Source organism: Bradyrhizobium sp. YR681, from assembly GCF_000282615.1.
Classification (GTDB): Bacteria; Pseudomonadota; Alphaproteobacteria; order Rhizobiales; family Xanthobacteraceae; genus Bradyrhizobium.
In genome coordinates this window covers 1-24,158 of sequence record NZ_AKIY01000268.1, presented here as the reverse complement: position 1 = coordinate 24,158, position 24,158 = coordinate 1, and the positions used below count along the sequence as shown (strand labels likewise).

The following is a 24,158-nucleotide window of genomic DNA, read 5'->3' as shown; positions in this document are numbered from 1 at the left end:
GGCAGCCGCCGTGAAGCTGCCATTGCGCGCCGCTGCGTCGAAGACGAACAGGGCGTTGCTGGAGGGCAGCATGCGGCGGAGCTCTGGCATAACGTCATGTTATGAGATGCGTGAGAATTTGGCAATTGCCTGACTTTGCCAAGTCTGGTGTCATTTGCATGACAGCCTAAACACAGGGGCTTCGCGAGAAGATTTGGTGCGGCGCACGCTTTGCCCGTGAGTGCTCCAAAACCCTGTCTATAAAGCAGGCTTATGGCGTGCAGTGAGGCATGCCGGCTCAGGACATGGCGAGGTCGATCGTTGGAGAAGCGAGCGGAAAGCGTCGAGATCAGGTCCGCCAGCAAGGCCTACGGCGCGGTTCGCGCCCTCGACGACGTCTCCCTCAATGTCGGTGCCGGTGAGTTCGTCTCGCTGCTCGGGCCCTCCGGTTCCGGCAAGACCACGCTGCTCGGCATTCTCGGCGGCTTCATCCTGCCGACATCAGGCACAATTCTCTTCGGCGGCCGCGACGTCACCTATATGCCGCCGCACAAGCGCGACATCGGCGTCGTGTTCCAGAACTACGCGCTGTTCCCGCATATGAGCGTCGGCGAGAACGTCGCCTTTCCCCTGCGCGCGCGCCGCCTGCCGAAGGCAAGCTGGCCCGACAAGGTGCGGGCAGCGCTCGCGATGGTGGGGCTTGGCGGCTACGAGGAACGCGGCATCGCGCAGCTCTCCGGCGGCCAGCGCCAGCGCGTGGCCCTCGCACGCGCCATGATCTTCGAGCCGCAGCTGATCCTGATGGACGAGCCGCTCTCCGCGCTCGACAAGCAGCTGCGCGAATCCATGCAGATCGAGCTGCGCGCGCTGCACAGGCGCATCGGCGCCACCATCATCTATGTCACCCATGACCAGCGCGAGGCGCTGACCATGAGCGACCGCGTCGCCGTGATGAAGGACGGAAGGCTAATCCAGATCGACGAGCCGGCGCGCCTGCACGACCATCCCGCCGATTCCTTCGTCGCAAGCTTCATCGGCGAGGCGACGATGCTGCCGGTTCGCCGCGTCGATGCCTCCAGCGTCGCGCTCGGCGATGCGCTGCTGCGCAGCGCCCGCGCCATCCCCGACGGCGACGCCCTGATGCTGGCCGTGCACAGCGAAAAGCTGCTGATCGACGACGGCGCGCAGGATGGTGCCTGCAACCGGCTGACCGGGACCGTCACCGACATCGTCTACCAGGGCGAAAGCCTGCGCATCTTCCTTTCGCTCGAAGGCGGCATCGCGCTCAGCCTGCGCCAGCCGGCCTACCACCAGGCCTACAGCCGCATCCCGCCGCTCGGTGGCAGCCTCACCGTCACCCTTCACCCCGAGGACACGATCGTCGTGCCGCGGGTGGACTGAACCCAAGCTCCATCCAACCGAGAGAAGAACCTGATATGTCGACCCAAGCCGCCTTCAACAATTTCAAGGTCCTCACCTTCGACGTCGTCGGCACCTTGATCGATTTCGAGACCGGCGTGCTCTCCGCGGTGCGCAGGATCTCGGGCAAGACACCGGCCGAGCTCAGCGACGACAAGATTTTCGAGTCCTACAAGCGCGGCCGCGACAAGCATTACGAGCGCTCGAGCGAGGTGATGTTTCACGTCTATCGCTATCTCGCCACCGAGCTCGGGCTGCCGGCGGACGATGCCTCCTGCGACGTGTTCCAGCTCGCCGTGCTGCGCTGGGGCCCGTTCTCCGATTCCGTCGAGGCGCTCAAGCGCCTGCGCACCAGGTTCCGGCTGGTCGCGATGACCAATGCGGACCGCGTCGCGCTGTCCTGCTACGCGCATGCGCTCGGCAATCCCTTCGACGACACCGTCTGTGCCGACGACACCGGCGTTGCCAAGCCGAACCCGGAATTCTTCGCCTACAACAAGGGCCGCCAGTCCGCCTTCGGCTATAAGCAGTCCGACATTCTGCACGTCGCGCAGAGCCAGTACCACGACATCGGAATCGCGCGGAAGCTCGGCTACAAGGTGTGCTGGATCGAGCGCCGCCAGGGCATCGCCGGTTTCGGCGGCACGCCGGCGGTGGAGGCGTTGACCAAGCCGGACTTCCACTTCCCGACGCTGAAGGCGCTCGCGGACGCTGCCATCGGTCCGGCGGCGTAAAGGCGTGAGCGCGGGCATGACACGGGACTGGAGCGCGCTGCCATCGGCCAACTCGCTGTGGGAAGCCACGGCGGAGCCGGCGCGCGATTGTCCCGTGCTGTCCGGCGAGCAACAGGCGGATGTGGTGATCATCGGCGCGGGCTATACCGGCCTGTCGGCAGCGCATCACATCGCCAAGAGCGGGCTTAGCCCGATCGTGCTCGAGGCCAACCGTCCCGGCTGGGGCGCGAGCGGGCGCAATGGCGGGGTGATCACCGCAAAGTTCCGCCTGTCGTTCCGCGAGATCGACGCCATGCACGGCCGCGCCATGGCGCGCCGCATGTACGAGATCGCGCATGAATCGACCGACATCGTCGAGGAGCTGGTGTCCGAGTTCGGCATCACCAGTGCAAACCTCAGCCGCACCGGCCAAGTCAAGGCGGCCCACAACGAGACGACGCTGAAGGCCGCGATCGACGAAGCCAACTGGATGACGCGCGAGATGGGCTCCGCCGAGGTCCGCATCCTCGACAAGCGCGGCGTGCGCGAGGAGACCGGCTCGGACATGTTCGTCGGCGGCGTGCTCAATCCCGGCTCCGGCGGTATCCATCCGTTGAACTATCTGCGCGGCCTCGCCGACGGCGTCGCGCGCCGCGGCGTCCCGATCTTCCAGGAATCGCCGGTCATAGACCTCCGGCGCGAGAACGGCGGCATTGTCGCCGAGACGCCGCGAGGCGCCGTGCGCGCGAAACAGGCGATCATCGCCACCAACAGCTATTCGGACCTGACCGGCGCGACCGCGCAGATGCAGCGTACGCTGATCCCGTTCCGCAGCGCGCTCATTGCGACCGAGAAGCTGCCGCGCAATCTCGCCGGAAAGCTGATGCCGACGGGGCGCACCTACACCGAGACCAAGCGCATGATGCGCTGGTTCCGCATGGTCGACAATCGCGTGATCTTCGGCGGCCGCGGCGCCTTCGGCAAGCAGGACTCCGAAGCCGCGTTCGACGCCTTGCGCAAGGCGATGGTCGGCATCTTCCCCGACCTCGCCGAGGTGCCGCTTGCCTACAAATGGTCGGGGCTCGTCGCGATGACGATGGACTCGGTGCCGCATATCGGCCGCCTCGACGACCGCACGCTGGTCGCGATGGGCTACAACGGCGCGGGCGTCGCGATGTCGAGCCTGATGGGCCGCTATCTCGCCGCCTTCGTGCGCGGCGAGACGCCCGAGGTCGGGCTGCTCGATGCGAAGCGGATGAAACCCATTCCGTTCTATCCGCTGCGCGAGCCCGCCGTGCGCATGGTCGCGGGCTGGTACCAGTTTCTCGATGCAATCGGTCAGTGAGATCATTTTGGCGATGGAGGAGGCGAGGATGACTACGAAATTTTGTTACGCTTTGTTGGGCGCGGTCGCGCTCGGTGGTACCGCGGCGAACGCAGCCGAGCAGATCACCTTCGTCTCGCAGGGCGGCGCCTATCAGCAGGCGCAGACGGTGGCGATCCTCGATCCCTCCGCCAAGAAGCTCGGCATCACCATCAACCAGGATTCCATTCCCGACGCCTGGCCCGCGATCAAGACGCAGGTCGGCAGCGGCAAGCCGATCTGGGACGTCGTCGACACCCCGACCGGCAACTGCCTGCGCGGCGGCGAGCAGGGGCTGATCGAGAAATTGGACTTCTCGAAGATTCCGAACGGCGCGGCAATGCCGGAGGCTTATCGTAGTCCTTATTCAGTATCCTACGAGTTCTATTCCAGCGTGCTGTCCTACAGCCAGAAGACCTTTCCGAAGGACGCGCCGAACAGCTGGGCCGATTTCTGGGACGTGAAGAAATTCCCCGGCCGCCGGGCGCTGCGCAACCACCCGTTCGCGACGCTCGAGGCGGCGCTGATGGCCGACGGCGTCGCGCCGGACAAGCTCTACCCGCTCGACGTTGACCGCGCCTTCAAGAAGCTGGAGGAGATCAAACCGCACATCACGGTGTGGTGGACCTCGGGTGCGCAGTCGGCCCAGCTGCTCAACGACGGCGAGGTCGACATGGAGATGGCCTGGAACGGCCGTGTCAGCGCGGTCGCCAAGGAAGGCGCCAAGGTCGCCTTCACCTACAACCAGGGCATCCTTCAGAGCACCTCGCTCTGCATTCTCAAGGGCGCGCCGAATCTCGACACCGCGGTGAAGTTCCTCAACGAGGCGGTCGATCCCGTGCACCAGGCCAATCTGCCGCTGCATATCGACTATGGTCCGGGCAACCCCAAGGCGTTCGAGACCAACGTGATCAAGGCGGAACGCGCTGCGCAATTGCCGAGCGAGCCGGCCAACGCGGCCAAGCAGGCGCTGATGTCCTACGCCTGGTGGTCCTCGCCCGCGGGCGAGGCCGCCGAGAAGCGTTGGGCCTCCTTCATGCAGAAGTAAGCGAGATCAGCCTTGGCGACATCCGTGCCAGATCCCTCTCAAAAGCATCAACGCCGTGAGCACGGGCTGATGCTGGCATTGGTGTCGCCGGCGCTGCTGGTGATCCTGGCCCTGATCGTGCTGCCGGTCGGCTGGCTGGCCTGGCAGTCGATCTACCATGACGGTTTCACCCTGGAGAATTATCGCCGTGTCTTCACCGAGGACATCTACTGGCGCAGCTTTGCACTGACCTTCGAGATCAGCCTCGCGGTGACGGTGATCGCGCTGCTGCTCGGCTATCCCGTGGCCTATCTCGCCAATTCCGTGCCGAAAGGCTGGAGCATCCTCATCCTGTCGCTGGTCGTGCTGCCGTTCTGGACCAGCGTGCTGGTCCGCGCCTATGCCTGGCTGGCGCTGCTCCAGCGCACCGGCGTGATCAACCAGCTTCTGCGCTATCTCGATGTCGTCGGCGAGCCGCTCGCGCTGGTCCACAACACCTTCGGCACGGTGGTCGCGACCGTACACATCCTGCTGCCGTTCATGGTGCTGCCGCTCTATGCCACCATGCAGAAGATCCCCGGCGATCTGATGCAGGCCGGCGCCAGCCTCGGCGCGAGCCCGACGCTCACCTTCATGCGCGTCTTCCTGCCGCTGTCGCTGCCGGGGGTGCTCGCCGGCTGCACCATGGTGTTCGTGCTCTGCCTCGGCTTCTACATCACGCCGGAGCTGCTCGGTGGCGGCCGTACCGTGATGGTGTCGATGCTGGTGAGCCGCAATGTCGAGCTCTACAACCAGTTTGGCGCGGCGAGCGCCGTCGCGGTGGTGCTGCTCCTTTGCGTGCTCGCGATCTTCTTCGCCGTCAGCCGCTTCATCTCGCTCGATCGCATCTTGGGGCAGAAATGACGCGATTGTCTCCCGCCCGCATCGCACTCTACGTGATCAGCGCGCTGGTGCTGGTCTATCTGATCCTGCCGGTGCTGATCATCGCACCGATCTCCTTTTCGAGCGCGCGCTTCCTGACCTTCCCGCCGCCGTCGTTCTCCACGCGCTGGTATCAGCAGTATTTCGCCAACCCGGCCTGGATGCAGGCGACGCGGGTGACGTTGACCATCGCGTTTCTGACGGTTCTGATCGCGACGCCGTGCGGCGTTGCCGCCGCCTATGCCATCAGCCAATCAAGACTGCGCATCATGCGCGTCATCCACATGGCGCTGCTGCTGCCGCTGGTGGTCCCGATCATCATCACCGCGGTCGGCATCTTCTTCGTCTATGCCAGGGTCGGCCTGGTCGCGACCTTGCCCGGCCTCGTGCTCGCCAACGTGATGCTGGGCCTGCCCTATGTCGTCATCTCGGTGCTGGCCGGCCTGCAAAGCTTTGACCCCGCGCAGGAGATGGTGGCGCGCAGCCTCGGCATGAACCGCCTGCGCAGCTTCTTCGCGGTGACGCTGCCGCAGATCAAGTCCAGCGTGGTCGCGGGCGGCATCTTCGCCTTCATCTCGGCGATGGACGAGACCATCGTCGCGCTGTTCATCTCCGGCGGCCAGTACCAGCCGCTGACCAAGCGCATGTTCACCGCGCTGCGCGACGAGATCGACCCGACCATCGCCGCGATCTCGACGCTGATGACGGCTGCGTCGTTCATGCTGGTGCTGTTGGCGAGCGCGCGGCAGAAGAAGGGTGGGTGAGGGGGTGCACTCGTCGCAACACGCGGCAAGCGCCCAATTCTTTCACCGTCACCCTGAGGTGCTTGCCTCTTCGGCGAGCCTCGAAGGGCGACGGCCCGGCTGTATCATCTCGGCCGTGCATCCTTCGAGGCTCCCGATGGGGCGCTCAGCGCCCCATCACTCGCACCTCAGGATGACGGAGTTATCATCGCCGTCATTGCGAAGGGCTGTCACTTCCCAGTCCCCAGCCACGCCAAGATCATCTCCACGATCTGCGTCCTGCTCTTCGCCAGCACCCCGGGCTCGCTCAAATCGCGATCGAACAGCGCCCCGAAGGTGTGCCGGTTGGCGACGCGGAAGAAGCAGTAGGAGGAGATGGCGAGATGGAGGTCGATGGCATCGACGTCGTTGCGGAAGTCGCCCTCGTTGCGGCCGCGCTTGAGGATGCCGTCCAGCGTTGCGATCACGCTGGCGTTGAGCTGACGCAACTGGACGTTCTGCTTGAGGTGCTTGCCGTGGTGGATGTTCTCGATTGAGACGAGGCGGATGAAGTTCGGATTGCGCTCGTCATGGTCGAAAGTCGCTTCGATCAGCCGGCGCAGGCCCTCGCGCGCGTCGCAGCTTGCGATGTCGAGCTGGTCCTCCAGGGCGCGGATGCTGCGATAGGCTTCCTCCAGGACCGCAAGGTAGAGCTGCTCCTTGCCGCCGAAATAATAATAGATCATCCGCTTCGACGTGCGCGTCCGCGCCGCGATCGCGTCGACGCGGGCGCCGGAATAGCCTTCCGAGGCGAATTCGGCCATCGCCACCTCGAGGATGTCGCGCTTGGTGCGCTCAGGGTCGTTGGTGCGCTTCGATGGGGGCGGCATGCGCTCGAGCATCGCTGTTTCTCCCGCCAGTTTCCATGGATCGCCTTGAAGGTGAAGGCAAATTTCGCTCCCGCAGGCTTCGATCCAACGCGTATTGCATAAACGTACTAGTTCGTACATTATAGATCCAAACCAAAGCTGCGGCAACAACAACCAGAAGCGCGCGCAGGCCGGGATGGCCTGACGCGAACCGCACCGAATACATGGGGAGGAGATTTCGATGACGTTGACGTCAACCGCACCGCTGCACGCATCGTCAGCAGCGGAAGCCACGCAAAACAAGCTGCCCAAGCGCGCCGCGCTGGTCAGCTTCGTCGGCAGCATGCTCGAATACTACGACTTCTTCATCTACGGCACCGCTGCGGCGCTGATCTTTCCAAAAGTGTTCTTCGCCAATGTCGATCCGGCGACCGGAACGCTGCTCGCGCTCCTGAGCTTCGGCATCGGCTATATCGCGCGTCCCGTCGGCGCCGTCATCCTCGGTCATTTCGGCGATCGTATCGGCCGCAAGACGGTCCTCTTGTTCACGCTGGTGCTGATGGGCGGCTCGACGCTGGCGATCGGCCTGTTGCCGGACGCGAAGTCGATCGGCAATGCCGCGCCCGTCATCCTGACGCTGCTGCGCCTGTTGCAGGGCCTGTCGGCCGCCGGAGAGCAGAGCGGAGCGAACTCGCTGACGCTGGAGCATTCCGCCAATTCCAACCGCGCCTTCTTCACCAGTTGGACACTCAGCGGCACCCAAGCCGGCGCGATCCTGGCGACGCTGGTGTTCATCCCGGTGTCGAGCCTGCCGGAAGACCAGCTTCTGAGCTGGGGCTGGCGCATTCCGTTCCTGCTCTCGTTCTTCGTGCTGATCGTCGCCTATCTGGTAAGGCGAACCATGCCGGAAACGCCTGTGTTCGAAGACATCAAGGGCAAGGCGAAAGTGGCGCGCTTTCCCGTCGTGGCGCTGCTGCGCGACTATTGGTCCGACGTGCTGCGCGTGATCGTCTGCGCGCTGATCGCCACCGTGAGCACGATGACCGCCGTGTTCGCGCTCGGCTATGCGACCTCCAAGTTCGGCGTGGCGCGCCCGACCATGCTGTGGGCCGGCGTGCTCGGCAATGTCACCGCGCTGATCACCCAGCCGTTCTGGGCCCTGCTCGCCGACAGGATCGGCCGCAAGCCGGTGTTCATCGGCGGCGTGCTCGGCTGCGCCGTGCTGCTGTTCCCGTACTTCATGCTGGTGACATCAGGCAACACGATCGCGATCTTCGCCGCCGCGATGATCCTGTCCGGCATCGTCTACGCCGCGCCGAACGCGATCTGGCCGTCGTTCTACGCGGAGATGTTCGAGGCCCGCGTGCGCTATTCCGGCACCGCGATCGGCACCCAGCTTGGCTTCCTCGCCGCCGGCTTCACGCCGCTGGTGAGCGCGAGCCTGGTCGGTGAGGGACCGAACGGCTGGATTCCGGTCGCGATTTTCGTCGCCTGCTGCTGCGTGATCTCGGCCGTTGCCGCGGCGACCGCACGCGAAACCCACACCGTCGACATCGCCGATCTCGGCAGGCGGCGCGCTTGAGTGGCAGACAGGGTGAAGACCGCATGGTGACCGACGCAGTTCCGACCACGAGCGGGCCGGTCGTCGGCACCGAGCAGGCGGCCGTGCGCGCCTTCAAGGGCATACCGTTCGCCATCGCGCGGCGATTTGCTAGGGCGACGCCACCTCGCGCGTGGATCGAGCCGCGCGAATGCACGGACTACGGCGCGTATGCGCCGCAGCCCGGCCATCTCGATCATGCGGACGAGACCGCCTGTCTCAGCCTGAACATCTGGACGCCGGCAGGGGCCGATCGCCCGCTGCCGGTGCTGGTCTTCATCCACGGCGGCGCCTTCGTCACCGGCGGGGGCGCCGACTATGACGGCGCCTTTCTCGCCAAGCACGGCCCCGCCGTCATCGTCACCATCAACTACCGGCTCGGTCCGCTCGGCTTCCTGCAGCTGCATCGTCACGGCCTCGGCGAGGCGAATAATCTCGCCATGTCGGATGCGCTCGCCGCGCTGGACTGGGTGCACGCCAACATCGCGAATTTCGGCGGCGATCCGGATGCAATCACGCTGTCCGGTCAGTCTGCCGGCGCCTCCATGGTGATTGCGCTGGCAACCCTGCCGCAGGCCAAGGGCAAGTTCATTCGTGCCCTCGCGCTCAGTGCGCCCGGGCGCAACATCATGAGCGCGGATCATGCCGACGAGGTCGCGGCCCGCGTGCTCGCCGAACTCGAGCTGGCGGATGAGCCGGGCGCGATCGCCTCTGTGCCGCTGCCAAAACTCTTCGCGGCCGTAGAGCGCGTCGGCCGCAGGCTCGCGGATGAAACAGAGTCAGGCACCGTGTTCGGCCCGGTGCTCGATGGCACCGTGATCCCGCGCGAGCCGCGCGATGTCTTCGCCGACGGGACCTTGCGCGACATTCCGCTCTGGCTCGGCTCCTGCCGCGACGAGATGGTGATGTTCTTGAAGAGCACGCCGCCGGCCGCGATGATCCGCACCACCGAGCGGCAGGTGCGTGCTGCACTCGGCGATGCCGGCTGGGAGCGTCTGCTGGCCTACTACCGCGCCACCGCGCGCACCGAGGAGGATCCGTACGAAGCGCTGCTGTCGGATGCGTTCTGGCACCGCCCGATGGCTGATCTCGCGCGGCTTCATGCTGCGGCCGGCGGCGCGGTGTGGCTCAGCCGGTTCGACCATCGCCCCGCGCTGGAGCCGTTCCTGTCGCAGGGGCCGACCCACGGCGCCGACAACGCGTGCTTGTGGGCGCATCTGCCAAATTTCATCGATCGCCCGATCCTGAAGCGCAAGGGCGGGCCGATGACGCCCGCCGACATCGACGTCGCCGCGCGGTTCCAGGCGAGCTTGCTGCGGTTCGTCACATCGGGCGCGCCTGATGTCGCGGAAGCCTGGCCGCGATTCGAGCTGGCCCAGGAGCCACTCGCAATCTTCGGCCAGCCGTTCCATATTGTCCCTCTCAATGAAGGCGTACGCTCCCGCCTGTGGGCGGAACTGAGCGCGGGCATCAACGACAAGAAGAAAATGAGGGAGGCCGGATGAGCATCTTGAGAAGCGCCGCGTGCGTTCAGTGGCGCTCCGCCATTGCGATCCTCTCGCTGTTTGGCACATTTGCGGTGCTGACGGCCTCCCCCGCGGCGGCGCAGATCGTCGCGACGCCTGTCCCAGGCGACCCCGTCAGCATCGATAGCGGCGCCGTCTCCGGCAAGGTGCTGCCGTCGAGCGTAAGGGCCTATTTCGGCATTCCCTATGCCGCGCCGCCGCTCGGCGATCTTCGCTGGCGCGCGCCGCAGAAGGTCGAGGCGTGGCAGGGCACCTATCACGCGGACCGGATGGCGCCGGAGTGCATCCAGGTGCTCCGCCGGCACAATCTCAATCATTATTTCGGCGAGGAGGCGACCAGCGAGAACTGCCTCTATCTGAACATCTGGTCGAGCGCGGATGCCAAACCGGGCGCGAAGCTGCCGGTCGTGGTCTGGATCTATGGCGGCGGCTTCACGCTCGGCTCCAGCGGCATGGCGATGTATGACGGCGAGAACGTCGCGAAGAAAGGCGTGATCTTCGTCAGCTTCAATTACCGCGTCGGCATCTTGGGCAATCTGGCCCATCCCGAGCTGACCGCGGAATCGCCGCACCGTGCCTCCGGCAATTACGGGCTGATGGATCAGGTCGCGGCGCTGCAATGGATCAAGCGCAACATCGCGCAGTTCGGCGGTGACCCCGACAACGTCACCATCACCGGGCAGTCCGCCGGCGCCATGTCGGTGTCGGCGCTCGAGGCGAGCCCGCTGGCGAAGGGCCTGTTCCATCGCGGTTTCGCGATGAGCCTGAGCATGTTCGACAATCGCTTCAAATTTCCGGCGCTGCCGGCCGCCGAGAAGATCGGCCTCGAGGTGCAGTCGGCGCTCGGCGCGTCCTCGCTCGCCGAGATGCGGCTGATCCAGGCTGACAAGATCCTGGCGATCCAGAAGGACTGCCAGCTCGGCTGCGCCGGCACGATCTCCGTCACGCCCGATATCGACGGTTATGTCCTGCCCGACACGGTGCCGAACATCTTCGCCGCCGGCAAGCAGAACGATGTTGCGACCGTCGCGGGCTTCACGAGCGACGAGAGCTCGAACGACTTGCGTACTGTCGGCACGCTCGAAGCCTACATCGTTGCTGCGCGAAAGCTCTACGGCGATCAGGCGGATCGCTTCCTGGCGCTCTATCCCGCCAAGACCGACGGCGAGGCGAAGGCCATGGGGCTAACAGCCGCACGCGAGGGATTGGTCGAGATCGGCACGCGCAACTGGGCCGTCGCGCAAGCGAAGACCGGCAAGGCGCCGTTCTACATGTACATGTTCTCGCGGGTGCATCCCTTCGCACCCGGTGTCGAATTCTTCGACAGTCCGCAGAAGATCGGCGCCTACCACACCTCCGACGTGCCCTATTGGTTCGGCACGCAGGACACCTTCAACAAGTTTCGCACCACGCGCGTCTGGACCGGGTTCGACCGCGCGCTGTCGGAGCGCATGATGGACACGCTGGTCGCCTTCGCGCGCACGGGAAATCCGGGCACGCCGGCGACGCCGTGGCCGCAATGGAAGCAGGACGCACAGACCTATGTCGAGTTCGGCGACGACAGCGGCGTGCGCGAGGAGAACCGTGCGCGGCTCGAATTCCACACGCCGGCAAACGTCACGCCGTCGACGCCGCGGGTGTCGCGGGACTAGCGCGGAGCTGACGTCCAATCAGGCCGCTTCGGCACAATCACCTGTAATCTGCTTCACACGCGAATGCGGCGAGTGACGCTAGATGAAGTGAGGCCTCGCTTCCGCGCGGTCCACTTCGGAGCTGGCGATGATTGCTGCACTGGCAAGAGCAATATCCCGCGCGACGGGAACCAATGTCGATGTCGAGACCCTGAAAGTCGTCGTCATCTTCTCGGGAGCGGGCCTGCTGCTCTCACTCGTGGCCGCAATGATCTACGGACACGCCCTCAACGCCGCTCTGTTCTGAGCTCCTGCGGATCCATCGCGCGGTCTGCCGGCACGCATCGCGGCACCTGTCCCGCGCTGGTTCAGCGCAGGAACGGCACCGGATGGGCTGCGCGGTAGAAGAAGTTGATCAGGGTGTTGATGTCGAACACCGGCAAACCCGACGCCTCGGCCACGTCCCTGGAGAACGGGCACATGTTGGTGCACTCGAACAGGATCGCCCCGGGGTTCTTGCAGGAGGCCATGAAGGCTTCCGTCATCTCGATCATCTCGGCGCGCAGCACGTCGGTGTCGAGCTCCTCGCGGCCGAGAATGTAGGTGGCGGGAAACTGCGCATCGGGCTTCATGCCCTGGATCTGGACGGCGATCTCGTCCGGCGACCAGCCGACGCCGCGGAAATGTCCTTCGTTCATGTGGTGGCCGCGTTCGGTGAAGACGCCGATCACCTTGCCGGGCGGCAGCATGGCGTGGATCAGCGGCGCCTGGATCAGGCTCGAGGTGAAGACCGGAATGTTCACCGCGGCGGCGAGCTGCTTCTGGAACGGCGCGAGGAAGCCGCAGCTCGTCGTGATCGCCTTGACGCCGTCGGCTTCCAGCTCGCGGGCCGCGGCGATGAATGGCTCGAGCAGGGCCGGATCGGGCTGGTCGCCCATGATCCTCGTGGCATGCGCGCCGCGCACGATCTTGTAACGCACCGGGAAATCGTAGGAGAGCGCGTTGCCGATGTCGCCGCGCGGGCGCGGGAAGCGGGTATCGAGCATCAGGATGCCGATTGTCTCGCCGTAATTGGTGAAGCCGCCGCGGAGTTTCATAAGTCTGCCCATCGATTCGGAATGGTCGTGGCCGGCAGTCTAGTGCGTCTCGTGAAACCGGCTCAAGAACGCCTTCAGCCGCTCGCTGCGGGGCTGGCGGATGGTTTCCTCGGGCGTGCCGATCTCGGCCATGATTCCGTCGTTCATGAAGCCGACGCGGGTGGAGACGTCGGCGGCGAAGGCCATTTCGTGCGTGACCAGCACCATGGTCATGCCCTCGGCGGCGAGGCTGCGGATGACGGAGAGAACTTCGCCGACGAGTTCGGGATCGAGCGCCGAGGTCGGCTCGTCGAACAGCATCACCTCCGGCTTCATCGCGAGCGCACGTGCGATCGCGACGCGCTGCTTCTGGCCGCCCGACAGCCGGCTCGGGAAGGCGTCGGCCTTGTCGGCGAGGCCGACTTTTGCAAGCAGATCGCGGCCGAGCGCGTCGGCCTCGGCGCGTGACATGCCCTTCACCTGCACCGGGCCCTCGGTGACGTTGGCGAGCACCGACATGTGCGGGAACAGATTGAAATGCTGGAACACCATGCCGACATTTTCGCGCAGCTGCGCCAGTTGTGCGTCCTTCGGCGCGCGCGAGCCTTTGCCGAACGCGAACCGATGCGTGCCGATCGCAAGCTCGCCCTGCTGCGGCATTTCGAGCAGGTTCAGGCAGCGCAGGAAGGTCGATTTGCCCGAGCCCGAGGCGCCGATCAGGGTGACGACCTCGCCGCGTTCGACCGAGAGCGAGACGCCCTTGAGCACCTCATGGTCGCCGAACGCCTTGTGGATATTGCCAGCGATCAGAGCACTCATCGATGTGCCCCCATCTTCAGCTCGACCCGGTCGGCGACCAGTGTCAGCGGGAACAGCACGACGAAATAGAGCACGGCAATCGTGGTGTAGACCTCGAGCGGCTTGTAGCTCGTCGCCGTGATCACCGAGCCCTGGTAGAGCAGGTCGCCGACCGCGACCACCGACACCAGCGAGGTGTTCTTGAGCTGCATGATGGTCTGGTTGATGAAGGAGGGGATCATCACCTGGGTTGCCTGCGGCAGCACGATGCGGCGGAAGATTTTTCCGCGCCGCATTCCGATGGCGCGTCCGGCCTCCCATTGGCCGACGTCGACGGCCTCGATGCCGCCGCGAAAGATTTCCGCGTAGAACGAGCCGGCATAGAGCGACAGCGCGATGAAGCAGGCCATCGCCGGCGACATGTCGACGCCGATCAGGACGGGCAGGGCGTAATACATCCAGACCAGTTGCACGAGCAGCGGCGTGCAGCGGAACACTTCGATATAGAGCCGCAACGGCACCGAGACCCAGCGCGGTGCCGTCGTGCGCAAAATGCCGACGATCAGTCCGATGACGAGGCCCGCGACCACCGTGATCACCGTATAGAACAAGGTGACCAGGAGCCCTTGTCCGATCAGGCCCCAATACGGCTTGAGCGCCGCGAACTCCCAGACATACATCGTCGAACGGCCGTCAGAACTGGACTTCGGGCGGGAGATCGTCGGCGGTGAGGCCGACCGCTTCGAAGCCTTTCAGCATCCATTCGCGGGTCTGGCCCATCGAACGATTGTAGTCGGCCCAGGCGCTGAGGAAGTCCTTGTAGCGGCGGTCGCTCTCGGCGCGGATGCCCATGTTGGTCGGCAGCGTCAGCAGCGGGCGCGGGATCGCGAGGTCGCCGAGGTTCGGGTTCTTCTTCAGGGTCGAGACCGAGAGCACGGCGAGCGAGACGTTGCAGTCGGCACGGCCGGTCGCAACCGCAAGGATCGCCTCGTCGCGGTTCTTGAAGCCCAGGATGGTCGCCTTCGGGCAGTAGCGGCGGGCGATGGTCTCGTGGGTCGAGCCGATGTCGACGGCGATCTTGACCTCGGGCTTGTTGAGCTCGGCCCAGGTCTGCGGCTTGGCAAAACCCTTCTTGGTGATGACGGTGAAGGAGTGCACCAGGATCGGGGTCGAGAAGTCGATGACCAGCGCGCGCTCCGGTGTCGGGTTCACGGCGAAGGCGAGATCGACCTTGTCGGCCTGCAGGTCCAGGATCTGGTTGCCCCAGGTCGATTCCAGCGTCTCGACCTTGGCGCCCAGCTTGCTCGCGATGTCCTTGGCCATGTCGATGCAGGCTCCCGACCATTCGTTGGTGGCGAGGTCCTTATGGAAGTAGGGCTCCTGTCCGACGATGACGGCGACGCGGAGCACGCCGTTCTTCTTGATGCGGTCGAGCGTGGAAGCCGGTGCGTCGGCCCTGGCCGCGCCGCCCGCGGCGGCAATCGCTGCGCCAGCCAGCGCGACGGTGGTGAGCGCATCCCTGCGATTCATGGTCTTTGTCTCCCTGGAATTTGGGTCGGATCGTCTCCGGCCTCTGGACTATTTCTGTATTCAGGATAAAATGCAATACGGTATTTCGAATTGCTGGCCATTTGGGCGGCAAGGCAGAAAGGAGCCCAATATCTTGGCAGGATTGGGCAAAATTCCTGAAAGCCAGGGATTGCAAATAGCATTCAAGTCTGAATACAAAACTGAACGCAATATGGAAATGAGCTGAAGGAGAGGCCTGTGCGCGCCCTATTCGTCGATGCCAACGAGACCCTGGCAGGGGTGACCGACAAGCTGCTGGCCTCGCAGAAGCTGCCGGTCAGCATCAACCGCAATCCCTCGATCAAGCCCGACGATCTGCCCGGTCTGCTCGGCGATGCCGAGATCATGATCGTCGATCATACCGCGGTGCCGACGGCGATCGCAGAGAAATGCGCGAGGCTGAAGCATGTCGTGTTCCTCGGCACCGGCCCGCGCAGCTACATGAATCCGGACGAGCTCGCCGAGCGCGGCATCTCCGTCCATATCATCAAGGGTTACGGCGACACGGCCGTCGCCGAGTGTGCGATCGCGCTGATGTGGGCCTCGGCGCGCAATTTCGGCGAGATGGACCGCGGCATGCGCGAGGGCAACTGGCTGCGCCGCGACGCGGTGCAGCTCACCGGCAAGACGCTCGGCCTGATCGGCTTCGGCGGCATCGCCGCGGAAGCCGCGCGGATGGCGGCGGGCTGCGGCATGAAGGTGATCGCCTGGAACCGGACGCCGAAGACCCATCCGGGTGTCGAGTTCGTGTCGCTGGAGAAGCTGCTGGCCGAGAGCCACGTCGTCTCGCTGCATCTTCTCCTCAACGACGAGACCAAGGGTTTCCTGTCGCGCGAGCGCATCGCGCAGATGCGCAAGGGGAGCATTCTGATCAACACGGCGCGCGGCGCGATCGTCGATGAAGACGCGATGCTCGATGCGCTCCGTTCAGGCCATATCGCGCACGCCGGCCTCGATGTCTTCACCATCGAGCCGCTCCCCGCCGGACATCCCGTGACAAAACTGCCCAACGTGACGCTGTCGGCGCATTCGGCATTCCGCACGCCGGAGGCGAGCGACAACCTCATCGGCGCCGCGCTCGATCATTGCCGCCGCATCATCGCCACCGGCAAATAACAAGTAAGAGGACATCCCATGTCGGACATTACCCGCATCGACCAGAACGCCCGCCGCAGCCGCGCCTCCGTGTTCGGCGATCTCGTTTTCCTCGCAGGACAAGTGGCTGACACCAAGATCGCCGACATCACCCAGCAGACCAAGGAGGCGCTGGCCAAGGTCGACGACATGCTGGCGCGCGCCGGCACCGACAAGTCGCGCCTGCTCAGCGTGCAGGTCTGGCTCAAGACCATGGACGATTTCGACGCCATGAACGCGGTCTATGACGCCTGGGTCGTGCCCGGCAACACGCCGACCCGCGCTTGCGGCAAGGTCGAGCTCGCCGATCCCGCCTTCCGCATCGAGGTGATCGCGATCGCCGCGCGCAAGTAAAGGCTCGGCCGTGACTGTGCAGGCTCCCGCATCGACCTTCCGCCCCGCCCGGCGCATCGGCGCGATCGGCGTCTCCGAGATCCTCAAGATCGGCGCGGTCGCGCAGCGGCTCAAGCGCGAGGGGCGGCCGGTGATCGTGCTCGGCGCCGGCGAGCCTGATTTCGATACGCCTGACCACGTCAAGGACGCCGCTCTGCGTGCCATCCGCGCCGGGCAGACCAAATACACGACCCTCGACGGCACGGTGGAATTGAAGGCGGCGATCGCCGAAAAATTCCGCCGCGAGAACGATCTCGTCTATGCCGCCGACGAGATCACCGCCGGGGCCGGTGCCAAGCAGGTGATCCACAACGCCTTCATGGCGAGCTTGAGCCCCGGCGACGAGGTGATCCTCGCCGCGCCCTACTGGACCAGCTACGCCGATATGGTGCGCATCGCCGACGGCACGCCGGTCGACGTGCTCTGCCGCGAAGAGAACGGCTTTCGCCTCGATGCCGCCGATCTCGAGCGTGCGATCACGCCGAAGACGCGCTGGCTGCTGCTGAACTCGCCGTCCAATCCGACGGGCGCGGCCTATTCGGCGGCGCAGCTGCGCCCGATCCTGGATGTGCTCAGGCGCCATCCACATGTCTGGCTGATGGCCGACGACATCTACGAGCACCTGATCTATGACGGCATGCCGTTCGTCACGGCGGCGGCGCTCGAGCCGGCCCTGAAATCGCGCACGCTGACGGTGAACGGCGTCTCCAAGGCTTACGCCATGACCGGCTGGCGCGTTGGCTATGGCGGCGGTCCGCGCGAGCTGATCGCGGCGATGGCGGTGGTGCAAAGCCAGAGCACGACCAACCCGTGCTCGGTGAGCCAGGCCGCCGCGATTGCCGCGCTGACCGGCCCGCAAGACGTTCTCATCGAGCGCCGCGCCGCGTTCCATCGCCGCAGGGATATCGTGGTCGATGCGCTCAACGCCATCGACGGCGCCAGCTGCCGCCGGCCGGAGGGTGCGTTCTACACCTATGCGAGTTGCGCCGGGTTGATCGGGCGCCGCACGCCGGATGGCACCACGATCGACAGCGATGCTGCGTTTTGCCGCTTCTTGCTGGAGAGGCATGACGTGGCCGTGGTGCCGGGCAGCTGTTTCGGCCTTGCACCTTATTTCCGCCTGTCCTACGCCACCTCGGAACAAAATCTGCGCGAGGCCGTGATGCGCATCGCCAAAGCCGTTAGGGAGCTGTCATGACCATTCGCAACACCCGCACCGGGGGCCAGATCCTGATCGATCAGCTCGTCGCCCAGGGCGTCGAGCGCGTCACCTGCGTGCCGGGCGAGAGCTATCTCGCGGCGCTGGACGCGCTGCATGACAGCCCGATCGACGTCATGATCTGCCGCGCCGAGGGCGGCGCTGCGATGATGGCGGAGGCCTATGGCAAGCTCACCGGACGCCCGGGCATCTGCTTCGTCACCCGCGGCCCCGGCGCAACCAATGCCAGCCACGGCGTCCACATCGCGATGCAGGACTCGACGCCGATGATCCTGTTTGTCGGCCAGGTCGACACCGGCATGCTCGAGCGCGAGGCGTTCCAGGAGCTCGACTACAAGGCGGTGTTCGGCACCATGGCGAAATGGGTGGTCGAGATCGATCGCCCCGACCGCATTCCGGAGCTGGTCGCGCGCGCCTTCCGCGTCGCCATGCAGGGCCGTCCCGGCCCCGTGGTGATTTCGCTGCCGGAGAACATGCTGACCGAAACTGCCGCTGTCGCCGATGCGATGCGGATCGAGCCGGCGGTGAGCTGGCCCGCGCCGGCGGATCTTGAGCGCGTCAGCGCCATGCTTGCCGGCGCCAAGGCGCCGCTCGTCATACTCGGTGGCTCGCGCTGGACCGATGCAGCAACCAAGAGCATCGCGCGCTTTGCCGAGCGCTTCGACCTGCCGGTCGCGACCTCGTTCCGCCGCGCCTCGCTGATCGACGCCGATCATTCGCATTATGCCGGCGATATGGGCATCGGGCCGAGCCCGGGCCTGAAGGCGCGCATCGACAATGCCGATGTCGTTCTCCTGATCGGCGGCCGCATGTCGGAGATGCCGTCCTCGTCCTATACGCTGCTCGACATTCCGACGCCGAAGCAGAAGCTGATCCATGTGCATCCGGGCTCGGAAGAGCTCGGCCGCGTCTATCAGCCGGAGCTCGCGATCCAGGCCACGCCCGCCGCCTTTGCCGCCGCCGTCGAGGCGCTGAAGCCCGCGGGCGCGGTTGCCTGGAAGGGCGAGGCCGCCAAGGCGCATGCCGATTACCTCGCCTGGACAGAGAAGGCGCGCGAGCTGCCGGGCACGTTCCAGTATGGTCAGGTCATGACCTGGCTGCGCGATCGCCTGCCCAAGGACGCGATCGTCTGCAACGGCGCCGGCAACTACGCCGGCTGGATCCATCGCCACCATCGCTTCCACAGCTTTGCCTCCCAGCTCGCGCCGACCTCGGGCTCGATGGGCTATGGCGTGCCGGCGGCCGTGCTCGCCAAGCGGCAATATCCTGACCGTACCGTCATTGCCTTTGCCGGCGACGGCTGCTTCCTGATGAACGGCCAGGAATTTGCGACCGCCGTTCAGTACGACGCGCCGCTGGTGGTTATCGTCGTCGACAATTCGCAATACGGCACCATCCGCATGCACCAGGAGCGCGACTATCCCGGCCGCGTCGTCGGCACCCAGCTCAAGAACCCCGACTTTGCGATGTACGCAAAGGCGTTCGGCGGTCATGGCGAGCGGGTCGAGCGCACCGAGGATTTCGCGCCGGCGTTCGAGCGTGCGCTGGCCTCGGGCAAGCCGTCGATCCTCCACTGCATCATCGATCCGCGCGCGATCTCGGTCGGCAAGGATTTTACCCCCGCAGTGAAGGCGTAAGCGATGTCGGAAGGCCGCCACGTCGCCATCATCGGAGCCGGCGCAATCGGCGTGATCAGCGCCATCGAGGCGCTGCGCGAGGGTCATCGCGTCACGCTGATCGATCCCGGCGAGCCCGGTGGCGAACAGGCGGCGAGCTACGGCAACGCCGGCTGGCTCTCCTCGCATTCGGTGATCCCGCCGGCCGAGCCGGGCATCTGGAAGAAGGTGCCGGGCTATCTCATGGACCCGCTCGGCCCGCTCGCGATCCGCTGGTCTTATCTGCCGAAGGCCTTGCCCTGGCTGATCAAATATCTGCTCTCGGGATGGACCGCGGCGCGGGTCGAGAAGACTGCGTTCGCGTTGCGTGATCTCCTCAAGGACGCGCCGCTGCTGCACCGGAAGCTCGCCGAAGAAGCAGGTGTGCCTGAGCTGGTCGAGCGCAACGGCGTGATGCACGTGTTCCCGTCGCGCGGCAATTTCGACAGCGACCTCGGCTGGCGCCTGCGCAAGAAGGTCGGCGTGCAATGGATGGAGCTCAACGCCGACGAGATGCGTCAGCGCGAGCCCGACTTGCATCCGCGCTACACCTTTGGCGTGGTCGTGGAGGAGGCCGGCCGCTGCCGTGATCCCGGCGCTTACGTTGCGGCTCTTGCCCAACACGCGCTCGCGAGCGGTGCCAAGCTCGTGCATGCCAAGGCGACCGGGCTCAAGCTGAACGGCAACAGGCTCGTGGCCGTCGTCACCGAGACCGGCGAGATCGCTTGCGACGCGGCCGTCGTCGCGGCCGGTGCGCATTCAAAACGGCTCACCGCGTCGGTCGGCGATCCCCTGCCGCTCGAAACCGAACGCGGCTATCACGTCATGATCGAGAATCCGGAAACGGGTCCGCGCAGCTCGATGATGGCGTCCGACGCAAAAATGGTGGTGAACTGGACCAACATGGGCCTGCGCGCCGCCGGCACGGTCGAGATCGCCGGCCTTGAGGCTGCGCCGAACTGGAAGCGCGCCGAGATCCTGCGCAACAATCTCCTCAGCATGTTTCCGAAGCTGCCGAAGGACCTTCCGGCCTCGCGCATCAAAACCTGGTTCGGCCATCGGCCGAGCATGCCGGACGGTTTGCCCTGCATCGGCCATGCGCGGGCCTCGCGCGACATCGTCTATGCCTTCGGCCACGGCCATGTCGGTCTGGTCGGCTCGGCCCGCACCGGCCGTCTCGTCGCCCAGCTGCTGAGCGGCAAGCAGCCCGAAATTCCGCTTGCGCCGTTCGCGCCCACTCGCTTCCTCTGAGATCGCACCATGACTTATTCTGCCAATTCGCCTTCCCGTATCGCCCGCGGCGGCAAGGCCATCTACGGCGCGCCGCTCGGCATTTTGATGCTCGAAGCGCGCTTTCCCCGCATTCCCGGCGACATGGGCAACGGCACGACCTGGCCATTCCCCGTGCTCTATCGCGTGGTGAGCGGCGCCTCGCCGGAGAAGGTGGTGCTGAAGGGCGCGGCCGGGCTGCTGCCCGACTTCATCGATGCGGCGAAGGATCTGGTGCGGCTCGGGGCCGAAGCCATCACCACCAATTGCGGCTTTCTCTCGCTGTTCCAGAAGGAAATCGCGGCGGCCGTTGGCGTGCCGGTCGCGACCTCGTCGCTGATGCAGGTGCCGTGGGTCCAGGCGACCTTGCCGCCCGGCAAGCGCGTTGGCCTCGTCACGGTGTCGGGCTCGACCCTGACGCCCGCCCATCTCGAAGGCGCCGGCGTGCCGCTCGATACGCCCCTGGTGGGCACCGAGCACGGCAAGGAGTTCTTCCGCGTCCTGATCAAGGCCGAGAAGGACGACATGGACGTCGGCCTGGCCGAGCGCGACGTGGTCGAGGCCGGCAAGCAGCTTGTCGCCAAAAACCCCGATGTCGGCGCCATCGTGCTCGAATGCACCAACATGCCACCTTATGCGGCCGCGTTGCAGGCCGAGGTCGGATTGCCAGTGTACGATATCTATTCCATGATCACCTGGTTTCATGCTGGGCTGCGCCCGCGCGCGTTTGCCTGATTGCAGCCGTCGCAAAGCTCTGCACAAGATGTGCGAGGCCGCCGTTTGCATTGCAATCATCCCCCCAGCCCCGGTATATTGGGCTGTGTTCGGGCATGAATGCAGCTGATGATGAGCAACGTGGAACTGGCTTCCGATAGTATCGTCGATCGCGTCTATGAACAGCTCAAGGCGATGGCCGTGAGCTATGAGTTCAAGCCGGGCGAACGGCTCAACGAGGGCGAGCTGGCAAAACGCCTCGGCGTCAGCCGCACGCCGCTGCGCGAAGCGCTCAACCGTCTCAACACCGAAGGCTTTCTGCGCTTCACGCCCGGCAAGGGCTTCTTTTGCCGTGAACTCGACGCGCACGAGATCTTCGATCTCTACGAGCTGCGCAAGTCGATCGAGGTTGCCTCGATCCGCCTCGCCATCAAGCGCGCCAGGGACGAGGACATCGACGCGCTCCTGAAATTCCTCGAAGCCACCGGACCCGATCCGGGCGAGCGCTCATCAGTGGAACTGGTCGAGCTCGACGAGACCTTTCACGAGCGGCTGATGGGCATGTCCAACAATGCCGAGATGCTGCGCGTGCTGCGCAACGTCAACGCCCGCATCCGTTTCGTGCGCTGGATCGACATGGACAGCATCAATCGCTCCAACACCCAGGCCGAGCACCGCGCGGTGATCGAAGGCCTGAAGGCGCGGAACGAAGAGGTTTGCGTCTCGGTGCTGGAGAAGCACATCGACCGCCGCCTCGACCGAATTACGTCCGCGATCAAGGAGGGCTACGCGCAGATCTACATGCCGGCGGTGGCGAGATCTGCGGCGAATTAGGTAGCGAGCCCGAGCGACGGTGCTCTTCCCTTCTCCCCTTGCGGGAGAAGGTGGCGCGAAGCGCCGGATGAGGGGTATCTATCCGCGCATACCGAGGCGTATGAATGCGCGGAGACATACCCCTCACCCTGGTGAGCGCGTATCAACCCGCGGTGATGCCCTCTCCCGCAAGGGGAGAGGGCGCAGCAACGCGCATCGCGCTATTCCACCAGCTATACAATCCCTCGATATCTGCTCATGCCAGACGGTCAGAGCCATCGCGCGGAATAATCGCTAGCGTGCCGCTCGAAATTCACGGAGACAAGCGGTGCACAGCCCTCAACCCAATCACGACACGCGCGCAAGCGACGACTGGCCGAGCGAGCTCTATCGCATCCTCAAGGCCGCCGACGTCCGGCAGATGTCGTATGTGCCAGACGCCGGCCACAGCCAGCTCATCCGCATGTTCTCGGCCGACCGTGACGTCACCACCAACGTGCTGACGACGGAAGAGGAGGGCATCGCCATCGCCGCGGGTGCCTGGCTCGGTGGACAGCGCAGCGTGCTGCTGATGCAGTCGAGCGGGGTCGGCAATTGCATCAACATGCTGTCGCTGTCGGCGATCGGCCGCTTTCCGCTGCTGATGCTGGTGACGATGCGCGGCGAATGGGCCGAGTTCAATCCATGGCAGGTGCCGATGAGCCGGGCGACGCAGCCCTCGCTGGAGGCGATCGGGTTGAAGGTGATGCGCGCGGAGACGGCGGAGGATCTGGTCGAGACGGTCGAGTCTGCGGCGTCGCTCGCTTACGAATCTGACCAGCAGATCGCGGTTCTGATCGGGCAGCGCCTGATCGGCAAGAAGAAGTGGTGATGTCGATGTCCAACCCCTCTCAGCTCGACCGCCGCGCCGCTGTCGCGGCTCTTCTGAAGGACCGCAGGAATACGCTGGTCGTCTCCGGCCTCGGCTCGCCCACCTACGACCTGCATGCGGCGGGCGACCACGACGGCAATTTCTATCTCTGGGGCGCCATGGGCGGCGCCGCGCTGATCGGCCTCGGGCTCGCGCAGGCGCAGCCTTCCAGGCGCGTCCTCGCTTTGACCGGCGACGGCGAACAGCTGATGGGCCTCGGCGGCATCGCCACCATCGGCGTCGCACGCCCGCGCAATCTCGACATCGTCGTGATCGATAACCAGCATTTTGGCGAGACCGGGATGCAGGCGAGCCACACCGGCCGCGGTGTCGATCTCACGGCGATTGCCATGGCCTGTGGCTTTGTCGCAGCCGCAATTGTTCGGACGCTCGAGGAGGTGCAAGGCCTCGCAAAGCAAATTGCTGAGCCGGCCGATGGCCCGCGGCTTTTTGTCGTCAAGGTTCTGGCTGAAAATCCGCCGCGTTCGCTGCCCTCGCGCGATGCCGTCTTTATCAAGAACCGCTTCCGTGCTCATCTCGGATTTGCGGCGGCTTGAACCGGGGCTCTGTCCGGGATAGCCCGCTGCCTGAGCAGCTATCCTGGAGTGAGACCATGAAACTATCCGGCAAGGTCGCCGCCATCACCGGCGCGGCGCGTGGCATCGGCAAGGCCTGCGCGAAGCGATTTCTCGACGACGGCGTCAAGGTCGTCATCTCGGACGTCGATGCCGATGGGCTCGCCGCGACGGCCGCCGAGCTGGGCCGGCCCGATGCCTTGCGCACCGTCGCTGGCAATGTCGCGAAGCGCGCAGACGTAGATCGGCTCCCCCCCCCCCCC

25 protein-coding genes are annotated in these 24,158 nt (G+C 65.3%); 20 read left to right on the top strand and 5 right to left on the bottom strand.

The window, feature by feature from the left end; genetic code table 11:
• Positions 1-300: 300 nt before the first annotated feature.
• The 6 genes from PMI42_RS29620 (at position 301) to PMI42_RS29595 (ending at position 6,186) form a co-directional block, all read left to right on the top strand.
• A complete protein-coding gene (locus PMI42_RS29620) occupies positions 301-1,380 on the top strand; it encodes an ABC transporter ATP-binding protein (RefSeq protein WP_008141329.1) in 1,080 nt (359 codons plus the stop codon).
• Between the two features lie 35 nt (positions 1,381-1,415).
• Positions 1,416-2,132, top strand: a complete 717-nt coding sequence (locus PMI42_RS29615; RefSeq protein WP_008141327.1) for an HAD family hydrolase — start codon at positions 1,416-1,418, stop codon at positions 2,130-2,132.
• 16 nt (positions 2,133-2,148) lie between these two features.
• Positions 2,149-3,456 (top strand): NAD(P)/FAD-dependent oxidoreductase, encoded by a 1,308-nt coding sequence (locus PMI42_RS29610; RefSeq protein ID WP_008141325.1) that lies wholly within the window; start codon positions 2,149-2,151, stop codon positions 3,454-3,456.
• Between the two features lie 28 nt (positions 3,457-3,484).
• The gene (locus PMI42_RS29605) at positions 3,485-4,522 is read left to right on the top strand and encodes an ABC transporter substrate-binding protein (RefSeq protein ID WP_008141322.1); all 1,038 of its coding nucleotides are present in this window, start codon (positions 3,485-3,487) and stop codon (positions 4,520-4,522) included.
• A gap of 69 nt (positions 4,523-4,591) precedes the next feature.
• Entirely contained in the window at positions 4,592-5,404 is an 813-nt protein-coding gene (locus PMI42_RS29600; protein WP_008141319.1) for an ABC transporter permease, read from the top strand.
• Positions 5,401-6,186, top strand: a complete 786-nt coding sequence (locus PMI42_RS29595; RefSeq protein WP_008141316.1) for an ABC transporter permease — start codon at positions 5,401-5,403, stop codon at positions 6,184-6,186. The genes PMI42_RS29600 and PMI42_RS29595 overlap by 4 nt, the downstream gene beginning before the upstream one ends.
• A 209-nt stretch (positions 6,187-6,395) precedes the next feature.
• Here the strand turns inward: PMI42_RS29595 and PMI42_RS29590 are convergent, their stop codons facing one another.
• Positions 6,396-7,046: a TetR/AcrR family transcriptional regulator gene (locus PMI42_RS29590; RefSeq protein WP_008141315.1), complete on the bottom strand. Its 651-nt coding sequence runs from the start codon at positions 7,044-7,046 to the stop codon at positions 6,396-6,398.
• A 208-nt stretch (positions 7,047-7,254) separates the two neighbouring features.
• Between PMI42_RS29590 and PMI42_RS29585 the strand changes: the two genes are divergently transcribed.
• The 4 genes from PMI42_RS29585 (at position 7,255) to PMI42_RS40165 (ending at position 12,077) form a co-directional block, all read left to right on the top strand.
• Positions 7,255-8,595, top strand: coding sequence for an MFS transporter (locus PMI42_RS29585; RefSeq protein ID WP_008141312.1), 1,341 nt, complete (start codon positions 7,255-7,257; stop codon positions 8,593-8,595).
• Between the two features lie 23 nt (positions 8,596-8,618).
• Entirely contained in the window at positions 8,619-10,118 is a 1,500-nt protein-coding gene (locus PMI42_RS29580) for a carboxylesterase/lipase family protein (RefSeq protein ID WP_008141309.1), read from the top strand.
• Positions 10,115-11,791, top strand: a complete 1,677-nt coding sequence (locus tag PMI42_RS29575; protein WP_008141307.1) for a carboxylesterase/lipase family protein — start codon at positions 10,115-10,117, stop codon at positions 11,789-11,791. The genes PMI42_RS29580 and PMI42_RS29575 overlap by 4 nt, the downstream gene beginning before the upstream one ends.
• A gap of 127 nt (positions 11,792-11,918) precedes the next feature.
• Complete coding sequence (locus PMI42_RS40165; RefSeq protein WP_008141305.1) at positions 11,919-12,077, top strand: hypothetical protein; 159 nt, start codon at positions 11,919-11,921, stop codon at positions 12,075-12,077.
• Positions 12,078-12,138: 61 nt separating this feature from the next.
• Here the strand turns inward: PMI42_RS40165 and PMI42_RS29570 are convergent, their stop codons facing one another.
• Genes PMI42_RS29570 through PMI42_RS29555 form a run of 4 tightly spaced genes read right to left on the bottom strand, consistent with a single transcriptional unit; the run spans position 12,139 to position 15,174 of the window.
• A complete protein-coding gene (locus tag PMI42_RS29570) occupies positions 12,139-12,867 on the bottom strand; it encodes an aspartate/glutamate racemase family protein (RefSeq protein ID WP_008141302.1) in 729 nt (242 codons plus the stop codon).
• A gap of 39 nt (positions 12,868-12,906) precedes the next feature.
• Complete coding sequence (locus PMI42_RS29565; protein ID WP_008141300.1) at positions 12,907-13,665, bottom strand: amino acid ABC transporter ATP-binding protein; 759 nt, start codon at positions 13,663-13,665, stop codon at positions 12,907-12,909.
• Positions 13,662-14,324 (bottom strand): amino acid ABC transporter permease, encoded by a 663-nt coding sequence (locus PMI42_RS29560; RefSeq protein ID WP_008141298.1) that lies wholly within the window; start codon positions 14,322-14,324, stop codon positions 13,662-13,664. The genes PMI42_RS29565 and PMI42_RS29560 overlap by 4 nt, the downstream gene beginning before the upstream one ends.
• Before the next feature lie 13 nt (positions 14,325-14,337).
• Positions 14,338-15,174: a transporter substrate-binding domain-containing protein gene (locus tag PMI42_RS29555; RefSeq protein ID WP_008141297.1), complete on the bottom strand. Its 837-nt coding sequence runs from the start codon at positions 15,172-15,174 to the stop codon at positions 14,338-14,340.
• A gap of 237 nt (positions 15,175-15,411) precedes the next feature.
• Between PMI42_RS29555 and PMI42_RS29550 the strand changes: the two genes are divergently transcribed.
• The 10 genes from PMI42_RS29550 to PMI42_RS29505 all read left to right on the top strand — a co-directional run.
• Complete coding sequence (locus tag PMI42_RS29550; protein ID WP_008141295.1) at positions 15,412-16,329, top strand: NAD(P)-dependent oxidoreductase; 918 nt, start codon at positions 15,412-15,414, stop codon at positions 16,327-16,329.
• A gap of 18 nt (positions 16,330-16,347) precedes the next feature.
• Entirely contained in the window at positions 16,348-16,701 is a 354-nt protein-coding gene (locus PMI42_RS29545; RefSeq protein ID WP_008141293.1) for a RidA family protein, read from the top strand.
• A 10-nt stretch (positions 16,702-16,711) separates the two neighbouring features.
• On the top strand, positions 16,712-17,938 hold the full coding sequence (locus tag PMI42_RS29540) for a pyridoxal phosphate-dependent aminotransferase (protein ID WP_008141292.1): 1,227 nt from the start codon (positions 16,712-16,714) through the stop codon (positions 17,936-17,938).
• Positions 17,935-19,596, top strand: coding sequence for a thiamine pyrophosphate-binding protein (locus PMI42_RS29535; protein ID WP_008141290.1), 1,662 nt, complete (start codon positions 17,935-17,937; stop codon positions 19,594-19,596). Before PMI42_RS29540 ends, PMI42_RS29535 begins: the two co-directional genes overlap by 4 nt.
• A gap of 3 nt (positions 19,597-19,599) precedes the next feature.
• Positions 19,600-20,865, top strand: a complete 1,266-nt coding sequence (locus PMI42_RS29530) for an NAD(P)/FAD-dependent oxidoreductase (RefSeq protein WP_008141288.1) — start codon at positions 19,600-19,602, stop codon at positions 20,863-20,865.
• Between the two features lie 9 nt (positions 20,866-20,874).
• The gene (locus PMI42_RS29525) at positions 20,875-21,618 is read left to right on the top strand and encodes an aspartate/glutamate racemase family protein (RefSeq protein ID WP_008141286.1); all 744 of its coding nucleotides are present in this window, start codon (positions 20,875-20,877) and stop codon (positions 21,616-21,618) included.
• 108 nt (positions 21,619-21,726) lie between these two features.
• On the top strand, positions 21,727-22,431 hold the full coding sequence (locus PMI42_RS29520; RefSeq protein WP_240535297.1) for a GntR family transcriptional regulator: 705 nt from the start codon (positions 21,727-21,729) through the stop codon (positions 22,429-22,431).
• 307 nt (positions 22,432-22,738) lie between these two features.
• The gene (locus PMI42_RS29515; protein WP_008141281.1) at positions 22,739-23,281 is read left to right on the top strand and encodes a thiamine pyrophosphate-binding protein; all 543 of its coding nucleotides are present in this window, start codon (positions 22,739-22,741) and stop codon (positions 23,279-23,281) included.
• Positions 23,282-23,286: 5 nt separating this feature from the next.
• Entirely contained in the window at positions 23,287-23,877 is a 591-nt protein-coding gene (locus PMI42_RS29510; RefSeq protein WP_035966995.1) for a thiamine pyrophosphate-dependent enzyme, read from the top strand.
• 56 nt (positions 23,878-23,933) lie between these two features.
• A partial coding sequence (locus PMI42_RS29505; RefSeq protein ID WP_008141278.1) for an SDR family NAD(P)-dependent oxidoreductase occupies positions 23,934-24,158 on the top strand: 225 nt, incomplete at its 3' end.